We start from the raw sequence: 17,904 nt of genomic DNA on the forward strand, positions 1-17,904 counted from the left end.
TTATTCGGCGGCCGCTTCCCAACTGTGCCAGACGCCTTCCACGCCGGCAGGAAGCCAGAGCTTACGGCCAAGTTCGATCCACGCGCAGGGCTGATGAAAATCGGATCCCTGCGACGCCAGAAGACCAAACTGCACGGCCAGGGTGGCCAGCTGGGCGCGTTCATGGGGCGCCTGCTGACACTGGGCCACTTCCATGGCATCACCGCCCTGCTCGCTAAAGTGGGCCAACAGCCGCTTCAACCACTTGGCGGAGAGATCGTAGCGCCCGGGATGGGCAATCACCGCCTTGCCGCCAGAATGATGAATCACATCAATCGCTTGTTTTATTGTACACCACTGCGGCGGCACGTAACCGGTTTTCCCGCGGGCAAGGTATTTTTTGAAGACTTCCGCCATGTTTTTCGCATGGCCGGCCTCCACCAGAAAACGGGCAAAATGGCCGCGGGTGACGGCGCCACCGTCCGCCAGTCGCAGCGCCCCTTCCCAGGCGCCGGGGATCCGCGCCTTCTCCAGGCGCTCGGCAATCATCTGACCGCGCTGCTGGCGCCGCGCTTTCTGCTCCTCCAGCAGGGCGGTCATCGTTGGGTGCGCAATATCAATATTCAGACCCACAATATGAATCTCGTGATTCTCCCAAAGGGTGGAAATCTCGACGCCGTTCACCAGGGTCAAGGGTAATCCGGCGCGGGCGATCTCCTCCCGGGCCGCCGGGATCGCCGCCACGCTGTCATGGTCGGTGATCGCCAGGGTGCCGACGCGCATCTCATGGGCGCGATGGACCAGTTCCTGCGGAGTCAGCCGCCCGTCAGAGGCGGTGGTATGGCTGTGCAGATCGTAAATCACTGCGTATTGGCTGTCGCTCAAAAGGACTCCTGCTGGACATCAACGTAAATAAGCGCATTATCATACCGACAGGCAGAGAAAATCTGCAAACAAGGGTTGACTTTATTCCATTGAACTAGTTAACTAGTACGCAAGTTCACATGAAGGGGTATCACGATGAAAATGCACTTTATCACTCTGCACAGCTGGTGGCGCACCTCCTGACGACGGGCGGCGTGATCGCGTTTTGCATTCAGCATACAGATACCCGGCCCGCCAATGAGCGGGCTTTTTATTGGACAAAAATAATACGAACAGGCGAGAACAATAATGCAAACATCCAAACCGGCACTCGAGCTTCTCACCAGCGACGCCATCTACCGGGAGAACCCGACGGCGTTATTCCACCAACTGTGCGGCGCCCGTCCGGCGACGCTGCTGCTGGAATCCGCTGACATCGACAGCAAAGATGACTTAAAAAGCCTACTGCTGGTCGATAGCGCGCTGCGCATTACGGCCCTTGGTGACACTGTCACTATTCAGGCCCTCTCCGCCAACGGCGCGGCGCTGCTGGAACTACTGGACGGCGCGCTGCCCTCCGGGATCATCAATCAGCGCCAGCCCAACGGCCGCATCCTGACCTTCCCGGCCGTCAGCGCCCTGCTCGATGAAGACGCCCGTCTCTGCTCACTGTCGGTGTTTGACGCCTTCCGTCTCCTGCAGGAGCTGGTGAGCGTTCCGGACAACGAGCGCGAAGCGATGTTCTTCGGCGGCCTGTTCGCCTATGACCTGGTGGCCGGTTTTGAAGATCTTCCCCAGTTGCAAAGCGACACCACCTGCCCGGACTACTGCTTCTATCTGGCGGAAACCCTGCTGGTCATCGACCATCAGACCAAGCATACCCGCATTCAGGCCAGCCTGTTCACCCCGCTGGAGAGTGAAAAACAGCGCCTGGAGCAGCGCCTGAGCCAGCTGCGTCAGCAGCTGAACGAGCCGCCGGCGCCGCTACCGGTTACCACCGTGGCCGAAATGCGCTGCGACGTTGACCAGAGCGATGAAGAGTACGGCGCGGTGGTGCGCAAAATGCAGCGCGCGATCCGCGCCGGGGAAATCTTCCAGGTGGTTCCTTCCCGCCGCTTCTCGCTGCCCTGCCCATCGCCGCTGGCCGCTTATGATGTGCTGAAGAAGAGCAACCCCAGCCCGTACATGTTCTTTATGCAGGACAATGATTTCACCCTGTTCGGCGCCTCGCCGGAAAGCTCGCTGAAGTATGATGCCGTCAGCCGTCAGATTGAGATCTACCCCATCGCCGGCACCCGGCCACGCGGCCGCCGCGCCGACGGCTCGCTGGATCGCGACCTCGACAGCCGCATCGAGCTGGAAATGCGCACCGATCATAAAGAGCTTTCCGAACACCTGATGCTGGTGGACCTGGCGCGTAATGACCTGGCGCGCATCTGCACCCCGGGCAGCCGCTATGTCGCTGATTTAACCAAGGTTGACCGCTACTCCTTCGTGATGCATCTGGTCTCCCGTGTAGTAGGCGAATTGCGTCAGGATCTCGACGTCCTCCACGCCTATCGCGCCTGCATGAATATGGGCACCCTCAGCGGCGCGCCGAAGGTCCGCGCCATGCAGCTGATTGCCGCCGCCGAAGGTAAACGCCGCGGCAGCTACGGCGGCGCGGTGGGCTATTTCACCGCCCACGGCGACCTCGACACCTGCATCGTCATCCGTTCCGCCTACGTGCAGGAAGGTATCGCTACCGTCCAGGCCGGAGCCGGCATTGTGCTCGACTCGGTTCCCCAGTCGGAAGCGGATGAGACCCGAAATAAAGCCCGCGCGGTGCTGCGCGCCATTGCCCAGGCCCATCACGCGAAGGAGATTTTCTGATGGCTGACATTCTGCTGCTCGATAATATCGATTCCTTTACCTATAACCTGGCAGACCAGCTGCGCGCCAACGGCCATAACGTAGTGATTTATCGCAACTCCGTTCCGGCGCAGGCGCTGATTGAGCGTCTGGGCACCATGGACAACCCGGTGCTGATGCTCTCCCCGGGCCCGGGTACGCCAAGCGAAGCCGGCTGCATGCCGGAGCTGCTGACCCGTATGCGCGGCAAGCTGCCGATCATCGGCATCTGCCTCGGCCACCAGGCCATTGTCGAAGCCTACGGCGGCTATGTCGGCCAGGCGGGGGAGATCCTCCATGGCAAAGCCTCCAGCATTGAGCACGACGGCCAGGCGATGTTTGCCGGTCTGGCTAACCCGCTGCCGGTGGCGCGCTACCACTCGCTGGTCGGCAGCAATATTCCCGCCGGGCTGACGATTAACGCCAATTTCAACGGTATGGTGATGGCGGTGCGTCACGATGCGGATCGGGTGTGCGGCTTCCAGTTCCACCCGGAATCGATCCTCACCACCCAGGGCGCGCGACTGCTGGAGCAGACCCTGGCCTGGGCGCTGCAGAAGCTGGAGCATACCAACACCCTCCAGCCGATCCTTGAGAAGCTGTACCAGGCGGAAACCCTGAGTCAGCAGGAGAGCCACCAGCTGTTCTCCGCCGTCGTGCGCGGCGAAGTGAAGCCTGAGCAACTGGCCGCCGCGCTGGTCAGCATGAAAGTGCGCGGTGAGCAGCCGCAGGAAATTGCCGGCGCCGCTACCGCGCTGCTGGAAAACGCCGCGCCGTTCCCGCGCCCGGACTACCTGTTTGCCGACATCGTTGGCACCGGTGGCGACGGCAGCAACAGCATCAATATCTCCACCGCCAGCGCCTTTGTCGCTGCGGCCTGCGGGTTAAAAGTGGCGAAACACGGCAACCGCAGCGTCTCCAGTAAATCAGGCTCTTCTGACCTGCTGGCGGCCTTCGGCATTAATCTCGATATGAACGCCGATAAATCCCGCGCCGCGCTTGATGAGCTGGGCGTCTGCTTCCTGTTCGCGCCGAAGTACCACACCGGTTTCCGCCACGCGATGCCGGTCCGTCAGCAGCTGAAGACCCGCACCCTGTTCAACGTGCTGGGCCCGCTGATCAACCCGGCGCATCCGCCGCTGGCGCTGATTGGCGTCTACAGCCCGGAACTGGTGCTGCCGATCGCCGAGACCCTGCGCGTGCTGGGTTATCAGCGCGCGGCGGTGGTGCACAGCGGTGGGATGGATGAAGTTTCGCTGCATGCGCCTACGGTGGTGGCCGAACTGCATAACGGGGAAATTAAAAGCTATCAGCTGACCGCCGACGACTTCGGCCTGACGCCTTACCATCAGGCGCAGCTGGCGGGCGGCACCCCGGAAGAAAACCGTGACATTCTGACGCGCTTGCTACAAGGTAAAGGTGAAGCCGCTCACGAAGCCGCCGTCGCCGCCAACGTCGCCATGTTGATGCGTTTACACGGGCATGAAGATCTGAAAGCTAACGCTCAGCAGGTACTGGATGTGCTGCACAGCGGCGCGGCCTATGACAGAGTGACCGCCTTAGCGGCAAGAGGGTAAATAATGCAAACCGTTTTAGCAAAAATCGTTGCCGACAAAGCGATTTGGGTGGAAGCCCGCAAACAACAACAACCGTTAGCCAGTTTTCAAAATGAGATCGTTCCGACGCAGCGCAATTTCTATGACGCGCTGGCCGGCACCCGCACCGCGTTTATTCTTGAGTGCAAGAAGGCCTCACCGTCGAAGGGGTTGATTCGCGAGGATTTCGATCCGGCAGCGATCGCCAGCATCTACAAGCACTACGCCTCGGCGATCTCGGTGCTGTGTGATGAGAAATATTTCCAGGGCAGCTTCGATTTCCTGCCGATCGTCAGCCAGGTCGCGCCGCAGCCGATCCTGTGTAAGGACTTCACCATCGACCCTTACCAGATCTACCTGGCGCGCTACTATCAGGCCGACGCCTGCCTGCTGATGCTCTCGGTGCTCGACGATGAACAGTATCGTCAGCTCTCGGCGGTGGCTCACAGCCTGAATATGGGCGTGCTGACCGAAGTCAGCAATGAAGAGGAACTGGAGCGCGCCATCGCCCTGAAGGCGAAGGTGGTGGGCATTAACAACCGCGACCTGCGCGATATGTCGATTGACCTTAACCGCACCCGTCAGCTGGCGGCGCGTCTCGGCCCGGATGTCACGGTGATCAGCGAATCCGGCATCCATACCTATGCCGAAGTGCGCGAGCTGAGCCACTTCGCCAACGGCTTCCTGATCGGCTCCGCCCTGATGGAGCAGGCGGATCTGGAAGCGGCGGTTAAACGCGTGCTGCTCGGCGAGAACAAAGTGTGCGGCCTGACGCGCCCGCAGGATGCCCAGGTGGCCTGGGAGTCCGGCGCCATTTACGGTGGGCTGATCTTCGTCCCGACCTCGCCGCGAGCGGTGAATGACGCCCAGGCCAAAGCGGTGATCGCCGCTGCGCCGCTGCAGTACGTCGGCGTCTTCCGCAATGCGCCGCTGGAGGAGGTGGTCGCCCGCGCGCAGGCTCTGGGGCTGGCCGCCGTGCAGCTGCACGGTGATGAAGACCAGGCCTATATCGACGCGCTGCGCGACGCCCTCGCGGACAACGTCCGCATCTGGAAAGCGCTGAGCGTCGGCGAAACCTTCCCGGCCCGTACGCTCCACCATGTCGACAAGTACCTGCTCGACAACGGCCAGGGCGGCAGCGGCCAGCGCTTTGACTGGAGCCTGCTGCAGGGCCAGGATCTGCGCAACGTCATGCTGGCGGGCGGCCTCGGCGCCGATAACTGTGTGGAAGCGGCCAAAAGCGGCTGTGCCGGACTCGATTTCAATTCAGGCGTAGAGTCGCAACCAGGGATGAAAGACGCCAGCAAGCTGGCCTCCGTATTCCAGACGCTGCGCGCATATTAAGGAGCAATAATGAGCACTTTACTGAACCCCTACTTCGGCGAATTCGGCGGCATGTATGTGCCGCAGATCCTGATGCCCGCCCTGCGCCAGCTGGAAGAAGCCTTTGTCAGCGCGCAGAAGGACCCGGCCTTTCAGGCGGAATTCACCGACCTGCTGAAAAACTACGCCGGTCGTCCGACGGCCCTGACCAAATGCCGGAATCTGACCGAAGGCACCCGCACCACCCTGTACCTGAAACGCGAAGATCTGCTGCACGGCGGCGCGCACAAAACCAACCAGGTGCTGGGCCAGGCCCTGCTGGCCAAACGGATGGGTAAAACCGAAATTATCGCCGAGACCGGCGCCGGCCAGCACGGCGTCGCCTCAGCGCTGGCCAGCGCCCTGCTCGGCCTGAAATGCCGTATCTACATGGGTGCCAAGGACGTCGAGCGCCAGTCGCCGAACGTGTTCCGTATGCGCCTGATGGGCGCCGAGGTGATCCCGGTGCACAGCGGCTCCGCCACGCTGAAAGATGCCTGTAACGAGGCGCTGCGCGACTGGTCCGGCAGCTACGAAAAGGCGCACTATATGCTGGGCACCGCCGCCGGTCCGCACCCGTTCCCGACGATTGTGCGTGAATTCCAGCGCATGATTGGCGAAGAGACCAAAGCGCAGATCCTTGAAAAAGAGGGCCGCCTACCGGACGCGGTGATCGCCTGCGTCGGCGGCGGATCAAACGCCATCGGCATGTTCGCTGATTTTATCGAGGAAACCAACGTCGGCCTGATCGGCGTGGAGCCCGCCGGACACGGTATCGAGAGCGGCGAGCACGGCGCGCCGCTGAAGCATGGCCGCGTTGGGATCTACTTCGGTATGAAGTCGCCGATGATGCAGACCGCCGACGGCCAGATCGAAGAGTCTTACTCCATTTCCGCCGGGCTGGACTTCCCGTCCGTTGGGCCGCAGCACGCGTTTCTGAACAGCACCGGTCGCGCTGACTATGTGTCGATCACTGACGACGAAGCGCTGGACGCGTTTAAAGCGCTTTCCCGCCACGAAGGGATTATCCCGGCGCTGGAGTCCTCTCACGCTCTGGCCCACGCGCTGAAGATGATGCGCGAGAACCCGGAAAAAGAGCAGCTGCTGGTGGTTAATCTCTCCGGCCGCGGCGACAAAGACATTTTCACCGTACATGACATCCTGAAAGCGCGAGGGGAAATCTGATGGAACGCTATGAGACGCTGTTTGCCCAACTGAAAAATCGCCAGGAAGGCGCCTTCGTCCCCTTTGTCACCCTTGGCGATCCGGGACCGGAGCAGTCGCTGAAAATTATCGATGCGCTGATCGAAGGCGGCGCTGATGCCCTTGAACTGGGGATCCCTTTCTCCGACCCGCTGGCGGACGGCCCGACCATCCAGGGCGCGGCCCTGCGCGCCTTCGCCGCGGGAGTGACCCCGGCGCAGTGCTTTGAGATGCTGGCGGCGATCCGCCAGAAGCATCCGACCATCCCAATCGGCCTGCTGATGTATGCCAACCTCGTCTTCAGCCCGGGCATCGATGCGTTCTATGCCCAGTGCGCCCGCGTCGGCGTCGACTCGGTGCTGGTGGCCGACGTGCCGGTGGAAGAGTCCGCCCCGTTCCGCCAGGCGGCGATGCGCCATAACATCGCACCGATTTTCATCTGCCCGCCCAATGCGGATGACGATTTACTGCGCCAGATTGCCTCTTATGGCCGCGGCTACACCTATCTGCTGTCGCGCGCCGGAGTGACGGGTGCGGAAAATCGCGCCGCGCTGCCGCTGCACCACCTGGTGGAGAAGCTGGCGGAATATCACGCCGCGCCGCCGCTGCAGGGCTTTGGTATCTCCGCGCCGGAGCAGGTGAGCGCCGCCATTGACGCCGGAGCCGCCGGGGCTATCTCCGGTTCCGCCATCGTCAAAATCATCGAACGCCACCTCGATGAGCCGCAGACCATGCTCGACGAGCTGAAAGCCTTCGTCCAGAGCCTGAAGGCAGCGACCAAAACCGCCTGACCATCAGCCGCCTGGTATCGCGCCAGGCGGCGATTTCCACGCGTTACCTTCCTTTCCATGTCATCTTGCACGCCAACACATCAGACGGCCCGATGATCGACACCTTGACGCCAGGCGATGCGCTTTAGCGTGGAAATGGATGGCGGGCGGATACCGAAGATTTGAACTATGTTGAAAGGGAAAAATATCGCTCTCCCTGGCACAGGAGAGCGATACAGTCAGGCAATCAATATTGCCCGAATATCATTGACGTTGGTTAACGTCGGGCCGGTGATCAGCAAATCATTAAGCGCGTGAAAATAGCAGTAACTATCATGGCCATCCAGATATTGCACTGCATTAAGACCGCTCAGCTTGCCGCGCGCAAGCGTATCCGGGAAGACGATCGCACCTGCGGCATCTTCTGTGCCATCAATACCATCGCTATCTCCCGCCATGGCCCAGATACCGTGTTCCCCCTGGAGCGCACAGGCCAGACTGAGTAAAAACTCGGTATTGCGGCCCCCTTTTCCAGGCTGAGTGTTGTTTACTGTCACCGTGGTTTCGCCACCTGACAACAGCACAGCAGGCCCTGAAATCGGGTGACCATACTGCTTCGCCGATTTCGCCATACCGGCCATGACCACCGCCACTTCCCTGCTTTCACCTTCTATAGCATCCCCCAAAATAAGGGGGGTGAACCCATGTTGTCGTGCGGCCAGCCCCGCCGCCGCTAACGCCATCGCCGGCGTGGCGATAAGCCTGACCTCGCCTGTCGCGGCGTTTTCCATCGGGCCGGCCGGCTGGTTTAGCCGTTCGCTAACGGGCTTCGGGATCGTAATGCCATACCGCTGCAGTACCCGGAGCGCATCACGTGGTGCGCTGTTATCGGCAACGGTGGGGCCAGACGCTACGTCCGTCGGATTATCGCCAGGCACATCGCTGATAATCAGTGATACGATGCGCGCCGGTTGCGCCATGGTCGCCAGCTTTCCGCCTTTCACCGCTGAGAGATGACGACGTACCAGATTCATCTCTTTGATGTTGGCCCCGCTATGGAGCAGGGCCCGGGTGATGGTCTGCTTATCTGCCAGCGTTAACCCCGGGGCGGGCAGCGCCATCAGCGCCGACCCTCCCCCTGAAATCAATGCCAGCACCAGATCATCGGCAGTTAAACCGCGCAGCGTCTCCACAATCAGCATTGCGGCAACCTCGCTCATGGCATCTGATACGGGATGAGCCGCCTCAATAATGCGGATGCGGCCCGCAGGAACCGCGTAACCGTAACGCGTCACCACCACGCCCGACACCGCCACATCCGGCCAGGCCGCATCCACGGCAGCCGCCATTGCCGCGGACGCTTTACCCGCACCGATCACCACACAACGGCCGCGAGGTTTTTCCGGCAGGTTAGCCAGGGTCACCGGCCCGGCGCGGGCACTGTTGACCGCATGTTGAAAGATATCCTGCAGGATCTCTGCAGCCTGTTCGTTATTCATGTTTATGCGGTCTCGGCAATGTCAGCTTTAGCGTCAATGTAGTGCACCACGGCGCGTGTCACCTCCGCGGTATTGGCTGAGCCACCGACATCTGGCGTCAGAATGCCTTTTTCACACACATACTCAATGCTTTCCATAATCAGCGCAGCGGCATGGCGTTCGCCCAGATGTTCAAGCATCTGTACCGCGGTCCAGAAAGTGGCAATGGGGTTCGCAATCCCTTTGCCGGTGATATCGAATGCGGAACCATGGATCGGTTCGAACATGGAAGGGAAACGGCGTTCAGGATCAATATTCGCGGTCGGCGCTACGCCCAGACTACCCGCCAGCGCGCCAGCCAGATCGGAAAGGATATCGGCGTGCAGATTGGTGGCAACGATGGTATCCAGGGTCTGGGGATGCAACGTCATACGGTGCGTCATGGCATCGACCAACATTTTGTCCCACTGCACATCCGGGAATTCCTGCGCCACTTCAGCGGCAATCTCATCCCACATCACCATACCATGGCGCTGGGCGTTGGATTTGGTCACCACGGTCAGCAGTTTACGTGGACGAGACTGTGCCAGTCTGAAGGCATAGCGCATAATGCGTGTCACCCCAACACGGGTAAAGATTGCCACTTCGGTACCGACTTCTTCAGGTAAACCACGGTGGGTACGGCCGCCGTTACCAGAATATTCACCTTCGGAGTTTTCGCGCACGATGACCCAGTCAAGATCGCCAGGCCCGCGGTTGCGCAGCGGTGAAGTGACGCCCGGCAGAATTTTGGTGGGTCGCACATTGGCGTACTGGTCAAAGCCCTGGCAAATAGGCAGCCGCAGGCCCCAGAGTGTGATGTGGTCAGGGACATCCGGGGCCCCCACCGCGCCGAAGTAAATGGCATCAAATGCTTTCAGCATGTTCAGCCCTTCTTCCGGCATCATCACGCCATGTTTTTTGTAATAGTCTGACCCCCAGTCAAAGGTCTCTATATCAAATTTCAGTTGCGGATCGTGGCGCGTCAGCGCGTGCAAGACTTCAATACCTGCCGAAATGACTTCCGGTCCGATACCGTCCGCAGGGATGGCAGCAATTTTGTAGTGACGCATCGTTACTTCTCCAGTTAATGAGTATGAGGATGTGGAAGCTCTGCCGTCGGCGATTTGTTCGCTCTGGCAGAAAGAATCATGACCACGAGGGCCGAGAGCGCCAGCAATCCGGCGACAAAGTACAGGCCCCAGCTGTAACTACCGGTTTGCTCGCGGATCACGCCAATCATCATCGGGCCAACGAAACCGCCGAGGTTGCCGATGGAGTTGATAGCCGCAATGCCAGCGGCCGCAGCCGGTCCGCTGAGGAACAGGGTTGGCATGCTCCACAAAGGGGGTTTTGATGCGCTAATCCCCACGGTGACCAGCGTTAAGGCGACCATTACGGTAAACAATGTGCTGACATTACCGGCGTATATCAGCCCGGCAGCCGCCAGCAGGCAGGCGCCAATGACGTGCCAGCTGCGCTCTTTGGTTCGATCGGAATGACGCGCCCAGAGGATCATGGCGATGACGCCGATCACCGCCGGAAAGGCGTTCAGGAAACCAATCTCCAGCGAGGAAGCACCGAAACTGCGAATGATTTGCGGGGACCAGATGCCAAGCGTATACAGCCCGGCTGAGGTACCGAAATAGACCAGCGCCAGCGCCAGGACGCGTATATCCGCTAGCCCTCGCCATGCGCTGGAATGGCTCTGTTTTGCCGCCCGTGCCCGCTCCTCGTCTTGCATGGCGTTTTCCAGCCAGGCACGCTCTTGATCAGTCAGCCATTTGGCCTTGGCCGGACGATCCGTCAGGAAGAACAGAACCACAACACCGAGCACCAGCGCCGGCAAAGCTTCCAGTACAAACATCCACTGCCAGCCGGCGTAGCCAAGGAAGCCATGCATCTCCAGCAGTGCGGCCGAAACCGGCGATCCCAGTGCTGTCGACAGGGGAGCTGCGGCCATAAAGATGGCAGTGACCTGCGCACGCCTGGCGGCAGGAAACCAGTAGCTGAGATAGAGAATGATCCCCGGGAAGAAACCGGCTTCCGCCACGCCGAGCAGAAAACGCAGAATGTAGAAGCTCGTCGTGCCCTGCACAAAAGCCATGCAGCCAGAGACGAATCCCCAGGTAATCATGACGCGGGCGATCCAGATGCGGGCGCCCACTTTATGAAGAATTAAGTTTGACGGTACCTCAAACAGAAAATAACCCAGGAAGAAAATTCCAGCGCCCAGACCAAAAACGGTGGGTGAAAATCCCAGATCCTGATTCATGGTCAGGGCGGCAAAGCCAATGTTGACGCGGTCAAGGAAGGCAATGAAGTACAGCAGCATGATGAAAGGAATAATGCGCAGGGTAACCTTACGCATCACCTTCTTTTCGAGGTCGTTTTTCATGACGGGATGCTCCATAGTGATGTAGGGTTGTTATCGTTTTGTAATAATCCCAGTATGAAGTTTTGAACCGCTTTATCATCGGCTCGGCTTTATATAAATAATTTGTATAATCAGGTTTTGGTGAAAAAATGGATATAAATCAGCTACGTTGCTTTGTGGTGTTAGGTGATGAGCTTCACTTTGGCCGGGCTGCCCGTAAACTCGAAATGATGCCTGCGTCACTGAGTCGCTTTATTAAGCTACTGGAAGATGATTTGGGGATCAGGCTACTGAATCGATCGACCCGCAACGTGTCGCTAACACCTGAAGGCGCCGCCTTTTTAAATGAGGCCAAAACGGTCATTGCTGATTTCGATGCGCTACGGCAGCGATTCCGGAAAAATAGCCTGTTGCAGAAAAGAACGTTGCGGATCGGGGCTATCGACAGCGCAGCCAAAGGATTACTTCCTGAATTGCTTAATCTTTTCGTCAGGCGTTTTCCTGAAGCAGATATTCATCTTACAGAAGATAAATCTCACAAACTTATCCCCCGACTCATTTCAGGGTGGCTGGATGTGGTTTTTGTGCGCCCGCCGGAACACATTGATGCCATGCTGACAACGCGATTTATTGCCAATGAAACTTGCGTGCTCGCCGTGCCCGCTCATCACCGGCTGGTCAGTTATGATGAAGTCAGTATCGATGACTTTCGGCACGAGCCTGTTATCTTGCCGGAAAGACGCACCCGGCGTCACAGCCATGACCTGACAATGAATATTTTCAAAGAGGGGGGCAGCATGCCTGTCATCGCGCAGTATGCTGAAGAGAAGCAGACTATCCTGAGTTTTGTTGCCGCAGGACTCGGCATTGCTCTGGTGCCAGCGTCCTATAAAGACATGAATGCCGACGGCGTGAAATACCTTGCGCTCACGCCGAAAAAGCATGTCGAAGGGCTCCCCCTCAGCGCGATGTGGCATCAGGGAAACAACACTCTCTATGTGAGATCCCTGCTGGAGATACTTTCCGACAACATCGACGAACTGACCCGTGAGTTGTGACGCAAAAGCTGATTGTTGCGCCAGGCGGCAACACACGAGAATTTAGCCTGGTTGCTGCAAACTGTCGGCGTATTTGCGCGTTAAGCGAAACAGCGCCTGCACTTCATCTTCCGGCCACTGCGCCAGCACCTGATTCATTAACCGCCGCCGCGCTACCGCAATACTGTCGATCATCTGTTGTCCGCTGGCGCTAAGCGTCACTTCGCTGATCCGTCGATCATGACGGTTCGGTTGCTTACAGGCGAGTCCCTGGGCTTCCAGTTTTTTCACCTGGCGGCTGACGGTGGTGTAATCGCGCCCTAAATGATCCGCCAGCTCAACCACCCCCACCGGGCCATGGCGCCCTACTGCCACAAGCAGCGGAAACAGCATCTGTTCCAGCTGGATGCCGGCTGCCTGCAGGATCTGCTCATCGCGCAGCGGCTGGTTCATTACGCTGATGATATCCAGCAGCGCGCCGTGAAAGTCGGTAATGTCGTAGTCATTATGTGCATCTTGCATATATTAATTTTCCGCGTATAGTGCTGCAAAACAATATGTGTATTTTACACATAATTCCCGACAGGAGATAATTTATGAAAGCAGCCGTGGTTTTTAATCTCGCAGAAGGCCCGGTTTGGGCCGATTTTATCGACCCGCAGCCCGCGCCCGGCCAGACGCTCATTGACGTCCGCGCCGCCGCGATAAGCCATGTGGTTAAGGCCCGGGCATCCGGACGCCATTACAGCTTCGACGGCAATCTGCCCTTTGTGCCCGGTATCGATGGCGTCGGCACCACACCTCAGGGCCAGCGCGTCTACTTCGCCTTCCCCACCGCCCCCTTCGGCAGTATGGCGCAGCGGGCGCCGGTCGCCCTGCAGAATTGTCTGCCGCTGCCGGATGCGCTCGATGATATCCAGGCGGCGGCGATGGCCAACCCCGGTATGTCCGCGTGGGCATCGCTGGTGACACGCGCCCAGCTTCAGGCCGGCGAAACGGTGCTGATTAACGGCGCCACCGGCAGCGCCGGTCAGTTGGCGGTGCAGATTGCCCGCTATCTGGGGGCGAAAAAAATCATTGCAACCGGGCGCAATGCGCAGTCGCTGGCGGCGCTGGACGCCGATGAGTGTATTCAGTTAACCGCTGATGATAAAAACTTGAGCGGGCAATTTTCAGCGGTCAGCGCCGCGCAGATCGATGTGGTCATCGATTACCTGTGGGGACACAGCGCGGAATTATTATTGCCGGCACTGGCGAAATATACCCCTGCCGGCAGTCCGGTGCGCTATGTGCAGGTGGGTTCCCTGGCTGGCGCCGATATCGCGTTAAATGGCGCAGTGCTGCGTTCCGCCCCGCTCCTGCTGATGGGCAGCGGGATCGGTAGCCTGTCGGTATCGCAGCTGCTGGCGGCGACCGGTGAAATGCTGCAGGCGGCGGTGCCGGGGAAATTGACCATCGCCACCACCCCGCGGCCACTGCAGGAGATCGCGGCGGCCTGGCCGCAGGACGACAGCCAGAAGCGCACGGTTTTCACCCTCGGATAAAAAATCGCTTCCGCACAAAAGATGGGGTTGATATCTTAAATGAGAAATATTATCTTTCTCATCACTGAATAGTTGAGTAAATCACTCAGGTATTCAGTACGACATTGCTCACATTGCTTCCAGTATTTTTGCCCGCACTTGTGCGGGCTTTTTTTTACTCGCGACACACCTCACGCACCCGCTGCCGCAGCCAGCGGTGGCCGGGGCCTGCTCCAGACGCGGATGCCACGCCTGCGAAACCGTAATCACCTCGGTACTGACCGGCAGCGGATCGAGAGCCGCCAGCAAATTAAAATCGGGATCGTTCATTATCGCTCCAGTCGCCAGACAGGGCGTTTGCTGCAAGATATGAGTGCACTGGCGGCGTCTTCCGCCCGATCTCGGGCCTGATTATAGTGAAGACCTCCTTTCTGCAGCGAGAGACATCATGAAATCCGATCAGCACAACACTATCCTCATCGTCGGCGCCTCGCGCGGCCTTGGCCATGCTATGGCGGCGACGTTCCTCCAGCACGGCTGGGAGGTCATCGGCACCGTGCGCGATTTATCATCCCACACGCCGCTCCACGACCTGGCCAAGACGCATCCCCTGCGGCTACGCCTGGCGACGCTCGACATTCGCGATGAAGCCCAGCTGGCCGCGCTGCAGGCGACGCTTCCCCCGGCAAGCCTCGATATGCTGTTTGTCAATGCTGGCACCACCAATCGTGACCCATCGCAGACCATTGGCGACGTCTCCACCGAGGAGTTTTACCAGGTGATGCTCACCAATGCCCTGGCGCCGATGCGGGTTATCGAGCGCCTGCAGCAGGCCGTTAAACCGCAGGGGCTGCTCGGCGTGATGTCCTCCGGCCAGGGGAGCGTGACCAATAACCTTACCGGCCAGCGGGAACTCTACCGCGGGAGTAAAGCTGCGCTGAATATGTTCATGCGCAGCTTCGCCGCTCGCCCCTCCTCGGCCTCCCATCCGCTGGTGGTGATGGCCCCGGGATGGATCCGCACCGAGCTCGGCGGGGCAGATGCCCCGCTGACCATCGAAGAGACGATCCCACGCCTGGTGAACGTCCTGCTCGACAAACGGCAACGTCCGGGACTGGAGTATCTGGATTACCAGGGCCGTACCGTGCCCTGGTGATCCGTGCCGGAACAACCATCATATGGCCGCCCGGAAGTTAACCCCGCCCGGCGCGGCTTGCTACCGACCTTATTCTGCAGCACTTTCCCTATATTCCCGCTTTATCGTTCAAAAAATGTGAATTATGTAAATCGAAGTGAAGAAAGTTGTTTTAAGGTTAACTTTTCTATGTAAATATTAAGGCAAATGATAACTATTCTTTTTATCATTTATAGAATCACACCGGGTCAGCGCAAGCCAGACGACGAATAACGTCGCTTTTGCGCGGTGTGATATGTGCTCATAACAAAAAATAAGCCTGCATTTATCATGGAAAAAAACGCTTCTCTGCCTTTCGGCAGTTTCAACTCATTGGCATTGTTTACAGGTCTGTGTCTGGGAGCCTCGCCGGCAGCAGGCATCACAGCGGAAAATTCGGTCAAAAATAGTGAAGAGACGCTGGTAGTGGAAGCCGCTCCGCCTTCACTCTACTCCCCCGGCGCTTCCGCCGATCCCAAGTTCAATAAACCGCTGGTCGATACCACCCGCACCATCACCGTGATCCCGGAACAGGTGATTAAAGATCAGGGCGTCACCAACCTGACTGACGCCCTCAAAAACGTTCCCGGCGTCGGGGCGTTTTATGCCGGGGAGAATGGCAGCTCAACCACCGGGGATGCCATCTTTATGCGCGGCGTGGATACCTCTAACAGCATCTATGTGGACGGCATTCGCGACATCGGCAGCGTGACGCGCGATACCTTCAATACCCAGCAGGTGGAAGTCATCAAAGGGCCCGCCGGCACGGACTATGGCCGCAGCGCGCCCTCCGGCTCGATCAATATGATCAGCAAGCAGCCGCGCCTTGACTCCGGGATCGACGGCTCGGCCAGCATCGGCAGCGCCTGGTCGCGCCGGGGCACTCTCGACCTGAACCAGGCGTTTAGCGACAACGCTGCGTTCCGTCTGAACCTGATGGGGGAAAAAACCCATGACGCTGGTCGGGACCGCATTGAAAACGAACGCTATGGCATCGCACCGTCGCTAGCCTTCGGCCTTGATACCCCAACTCGTCTGTATCTGAACTATCTGCACGTCCGGCAGAACAACACCCCGGATGGCGGGATCCCTACCGTCGGCCTGCCGGGCTATTCGGCGCCTTCGCCGAAGTATGCCGCACTCAACTCCACCGGGAAGGTCGATACCAGCAATTTCTATGGCACCGACTCCGATTACGATAAATCTACTACCGACAGCGGTACCCTGCGCTTCGAACACGATCTGACGGAGAATACCACCGTGCGCAATACCACCCGCTGGTCGCGAGTGAAACAGGAGTATCTTTTGACCGCGGTGATGGGCGGCGCGAACAATATCACCGCCCCCGATATCAATGACGTCAACACCTGGAGCTGGTCGCGTCTGGTTAATACCAAAGATGTCAGCAACCGCATTCTGACCAACCAGACCAATATCACCTCGACCTTCGATACTGGCTCGATAGGCCATGACGTCAGCGCCGGCGTGGAGTTTACCCGGGAAAACCAGACCAACTATGGCGTTAACGCCAGGACCGCGCCGGCGGTGAATCTCTACCATCCGGTGAGCAACCTGTCGATTGGCGGGCTGGACAGAAACGGGGCGAACGCCAACGGCCAGACCGATACCTTCGGGATTTATGCCTTTGATACGCTGACGCTGACCGAGCGGATTGAGATCAACGGCGGGCTGCGTCTCGACAATTACCATACCAAATATGACAGCGCCACCGCCTGCGGCGGCAGCGGACGCGGGGCTATCGCCTGCCCGCCCGGACAGTCGACCGGCAGCCCGGTCACCACTGTCGATACCGCTAAATCCGGCAATCTGGTTAACTGGAAAGCCGGGGCGCTGTACCGCTTAACCGAGCAGGGCAATGTCTACGTCAACTACGCCATCTCACAGCAGCCGCCGGGAGGCAGCAGCTTCGCCCTGGCCGCCAGCGGCAGCGGCAACAGCGCTAACCGAACCGACTTTAAGCCGCAGAAGGCAAAATCCAGCGAGCTGGGCACCAAGTGGCAAATCTTCGACAACCGTCTGCTGCTCAGCGCGGCATTATTCCGCACCGATATTGAAAACGAAGTGGCCGCCAACGATGACGGAACCTGGTCGCAGTACGGCAAAAAGCGCGTGGAGGGGTATGAACTCTCCGCGACCGGAAACCTGACCCCGGACTGGACGATTATCGCCGGCTACACTCAGCAGCATGCGACAGTGACGGAGGGACAGAACGTTGCACAGGATGGATCTTCCGCCCTGGCCTACACCCCGAAACATGCCTTTACGCTGTGGACGCAGTATCAGGCCACCAGCGATCTGTCCGTCGGCGGCGGTGTGCGCTATGTCGGAAGCCTGCGCCGGGGCAGCGATGGTGCGGTCGGTACCCCGGATCACACCGAGGGCTACTGGGTTGCCGACGCCAAACTGGGCTATCGGGTCAACAGAAACCTCGATCTGCAGCTCAATATGTATAACCTGTTTGATACCGATTACGTGGCCTCCATCAACAAGAGCGGCTATCGCTATCATCCGGGCGAACCCCGGACCTTTATGCTGACGGCGAACGTCCATTTCTGAGTCTGCGCGTGGGGCCGTTGCGCCCCACCTTTTAGA

Annotated in this window: 15 protein-coding genes and 1 other annotated feature; of the genes, 9 read left to right on the forward strand and 6 right to left on the reverse strand. The window is 59.1% G+C overall.

The genetic code is table 11. The annotated features are described in order from the left end of the window. Complete coding sequence (rnm, locus tag KB892_RS14565) at positions 1–864, reverse strand: RNase RNM (protein WP_002901735.1); 864 nt, start codon at positions 862–864, stop codon at positions 1–3. A gap of 159 nt (positions 865–1,023) precedes the next feature. Then, positions 1,024–1,119 (forward strand) — a sequence feature (Trp leader region). Positions 1,120–1,152: 33 nt separating this feature from the next. Here rnm and KB892_RS14570 point away from each other — a divergent pair. From KB892_RS14570 to trpA, 5 genes are read left to right on the forward strand one after another with little or no spacing between them, the layout of a single operon-like run. Then, a complete protein-coding gene (locus KB892_RS14570) occupies positions 1,153–2,715 on the forward strand; it encodes an anthranilate synthase component 1 (protein WP_004198226.1) in 1,563 nt (520 codons plus the stop codon). Then, the gene (gene trpD, locus KB892_RS14575; RefSeq protein ID WP_004148109.1) at positions 2,715–4,310 is read left to right on the forward strand and encodes a bifunctional anthranilate synthase glutamate amidotransferase component TrpG/anthranilate phosphoribosyltransferase TrpD; all 1,596 of its coding nucleotides are present in this window, start codon (positions 2,715–2,717) and stop codon (positions 4,308–4,310) included. Before KB892_RS14570 ends, trpD begins: the two co-directional genes overlap by 1 nt. Before the next feature lie 3 nt (positions 4,311–4,313). After that, positions 4,314–5,672, forward strand: a complete 1,359-nt coding sequence (gene trpCF, locus KB892_RS14580; RefSeq protein ID WP_002901733.1) for a bifunctional indole-3-glycerol-phosphate synthase TrpC/phosphoribosylanthranilate isomerase TrpF — start codon at positions 4,314–4,316, stop codon at positions 5,670–5,672. A 9-nt stretch (positions 5,673–5,681) separates the two neighbouring features. Next, a complete protein-coding gene (gene trpB / locus KB892_RS14585) occupies positions 5,682–6,875 on the forward strand; it encodes a tryptophan synthase subunit beta (protein WP_002901730.1) in 1,194 nt (397 codons plus the stop codon). After that, positions 6,875–7,684, forward strand: a complete 810-nt coding sequence (trpA, locus tag KB892_RS14590; protein WP_002901728.1) for a tryptophan synthase subunit alpha — start codon at positions 6,875–6,877, stop codon at positions 7,682–7,684. Before trpB ends, trpA begins: the two co-directional genes overlap by 1 nt. Positions 7,685–7,902: 218 nt before the next feature. Here the strand turns inward: trpA and KB892_RS14595 are convergent, their stop codons facing one another. From KB892_RS14595 to KB892_RS14605, 3 genes are read right to left on the reverse strand one after another with little or no spacing between them, the layout of a single operon-like run. Continuing rightward, positions 7,903–9,162 (reverse strand): glycerate kinase type-2 family protein, encoded by a 1,260-nt coding sequence (locus KB892_RS14595; RefSeq protein WP_002901726.1) that lies wholly within the window; start codon positions 9,160–9,162, stop codon positions 7,903–7,905. Positions 9,163–9,164: 2 nt separating this feature from the next. Then, a complete protein-coding gene (locus tag KB892_RS14600; RefSeq protein WP_002901724.1) occupies positions 9,165–10,253 on the reverse strand; it encodes a tartrate dehydrogenase in 1,089 nt (362 codons plus the stop codon). Positions 10,254–10,267: 14 nt separating this feature from the next. Beyond that, positions 10,268–11,578: an MFS transporter gene (locus KB892_RS14605; protein ID WP_002901722.1), complete on the reverse strand. Its 1,311-nt coding sequence runs from the start codon at positions 11,576–11,578 to the stop codon at positions 10,268–10,270. Positions 11,579–11,706: 128 nt separating this feature from the next. On the opposite strand from KB892_RS14605, the gene KB892_RS14610 reads away from it, so the two are divergent. Next, a complete protein-coding gene (locus tag KB892_RS14610) occupies positions 11,707–12,615 on the forward strand; it encodes a LysR family transcriptional regulator (protein ID WP_002901720.1) in 909 nt (302 codons plus the stop codon). A 42-nt stretch (positions 12,616–12,657) separates the two neighbouring features. Here the strand turns inward: KB892_RS14610 and KB892_RS14615 are convergent, their stop codons facing one another. After that, positions 12,658–13,116: a MarR family winged helix-turn-helix transcriptional regulator gene (locus tag KB892_RS14615; RefSeq protein ID WP_002901718.1), complete on the reverse strand. Its 459-nt coding sequence runs from the start codon at positions 13,114–13,116 to the stop codon at positions 12,658–12,660. A 74-nt stretch (positions 13,117–13,190) separates the two neighbouring features. On the opposite strand from KB892_RS14615, the gene KB892_RS14620 reads away from it, so the two are divergent. Next, positions 13,191–14,138, forward strand: coding sequence for a quinone oxidoreductase family protein (locus tag KB892_RS14620; RefSeq protein WP_211778015.1), 948 nt, complete (start codon positions 13,191–13,193; stop codon positions 14,136–14,138). A 108-nt stretch (positions 14,139–14,246) separates the two neighbouring features. Here KB892_RS14620 and KB892_RS14625 read toward each other — a convergent pair whose 3' ends face one another. Continuing rightward, positions 14,247–14,447: a hypothetical protein gene (locus KB892_RS14625; protein WP_004151911.1), complete on the reverse strand. Its 201-nt coding sequence runs from the start codon at positions 14,445–14,447 to the stop codon at positions 14,247–14,249. 118 nt (positions 14,448–14,565) lie between these two features. Between KB892_RS14625 and KB892_RS14630 the strand changes: the two genes are divergently transcribed. Further along, positions 14,566–15,273 (forward strand): SDR family NAD(P)-dependent oxidoreductase, encoded by a 708-nt coding sequence (locus tag KB892_RS14630; RefSeq protein WP_004151912.1) that lies wholly within the window; start codon positions 14,566–14,568, stop codon positions 15,271–15,273. Between the two features lie 309 nt (positions 15,274–15,582). Further along, the gene (locus KB892_RS14635; protein ID WP_004151913.1) at positions 15,583–17,868 is read left to right on the forward strand and encodes a catecholate siderophore receptor Fiu; all 2,286 of its coding nucleotides are present in this window, start codon (positions 15,583–15,585) and stop codon (positions 17,866–17,868) included. Positions 17,869–17,904: the final 36 nt, after the last annotated feature.

This window comes from Klebsiella sp. P1927 (genome assembly GCF_018204675.1).
In the GTDB taxonomy this organism is placed as follows: Bacteria; Pseudomonadota; Gammaproteobacteria; order Enterobacterales; family Enterobacteriaceae; genus Klebsiella; species Klebsiella pneumoniae.

Bases quoted from the DNA above. Each gene is read 5' to 3' on its own strand.
- KB892_RS14605 (WP_002901722.1), bottom strand. From the start codon at position 11,578: ATGAAAAACGACCTCGAAAAGAAGGTGATGCGTAAGGTTACCCTGCGC.
- trpB (WP_002901730.1), top strand. From the start codon at position 5,682: ATGAGCACTTTACTGAACCCCTACTTCGGCGAATTCGGCGGCATGTAT.
- KB892_RS14620 (WP_211778015.1), top strand. From the start codon at position 13,191: ATGAAAGCAGCCGTGGTTTTTAATCTCGCAGAAGGCCCGGTTTGGGCC.
- trpA (WP_002901728.1), top strand. From the start codon at position 6,875: ATGGAACGCTATGAGACGCTGTTTGCCCAACTGAAAAATCGCCAGGAA.
- KB892_RS14570 (WP_004198226.1), top strand. From the start codon at position 1,153: ATGCAAACATCCAAACCGGCACTCGAGCTTCTCACCAGCGACGCCATC.
- KB892_RS14610 (WP_002901720.1), top strand. From the start codon at position 11,707: ATGGATATAAATCAGCTACGTTGCTTTGTGGTGTTAGGTGATGAGCTT.
- KB892_RS14595 (WP_002901726.1), bottom strand. From the start codon at position 9,162: ATGAATAACGAACAGGCTGCAGAGATCCTGCAGGATATCTTTCAACAT.
- KB892_RS14625 (WP_004151911.1), bottom strand. From the start codon at position 14,447: ATGAACGATCCCGATTTTAATTTGCTGGCGGCTCTCGATCCGCTGCCG.
- trpD (WP_004148109.1), top strand. From the start codon at position 2,715: ATGGCTGACATTCTGCTGCTCGATAATATCGATTCCTTTACCTATAAC.
- KB892_RS14615 (WP_002901718.1), bottom strand. From the start codon at position 13,116: ATGCAAGATGCACATAATGACTACGACATTACCGACTTTCACGGCGCG.
- KB892_RS14635 (WP_004151913.1), top strand. From the start codon at position 15,583: ATGGAAAAAAACGCTTCTCTGCCTTTCGGCAGTTTCAACTCATTGGCA.
- trpCF (WP_002901733.1), top strand. From the start codon at position 4,314: ATGCAAACCGTTTTAGCAAAAATCGTTGCCGACAAAGCGATTTGGGTG.
- KB892_RS14600 (WP_002901724.1), bottom strand. From the start codon at position 10,253: ATGCGTCACTACAAAATTGCTGCCATCCCTGCGGACGGTATCGGACCG.
- KB892_RS14630 (WP_004151912.1), top strand. From the start codon at position 14,566: ATGAAATCCGATCAGCACAACACTATCCTCATCGTCGGCGCCTCGCGC.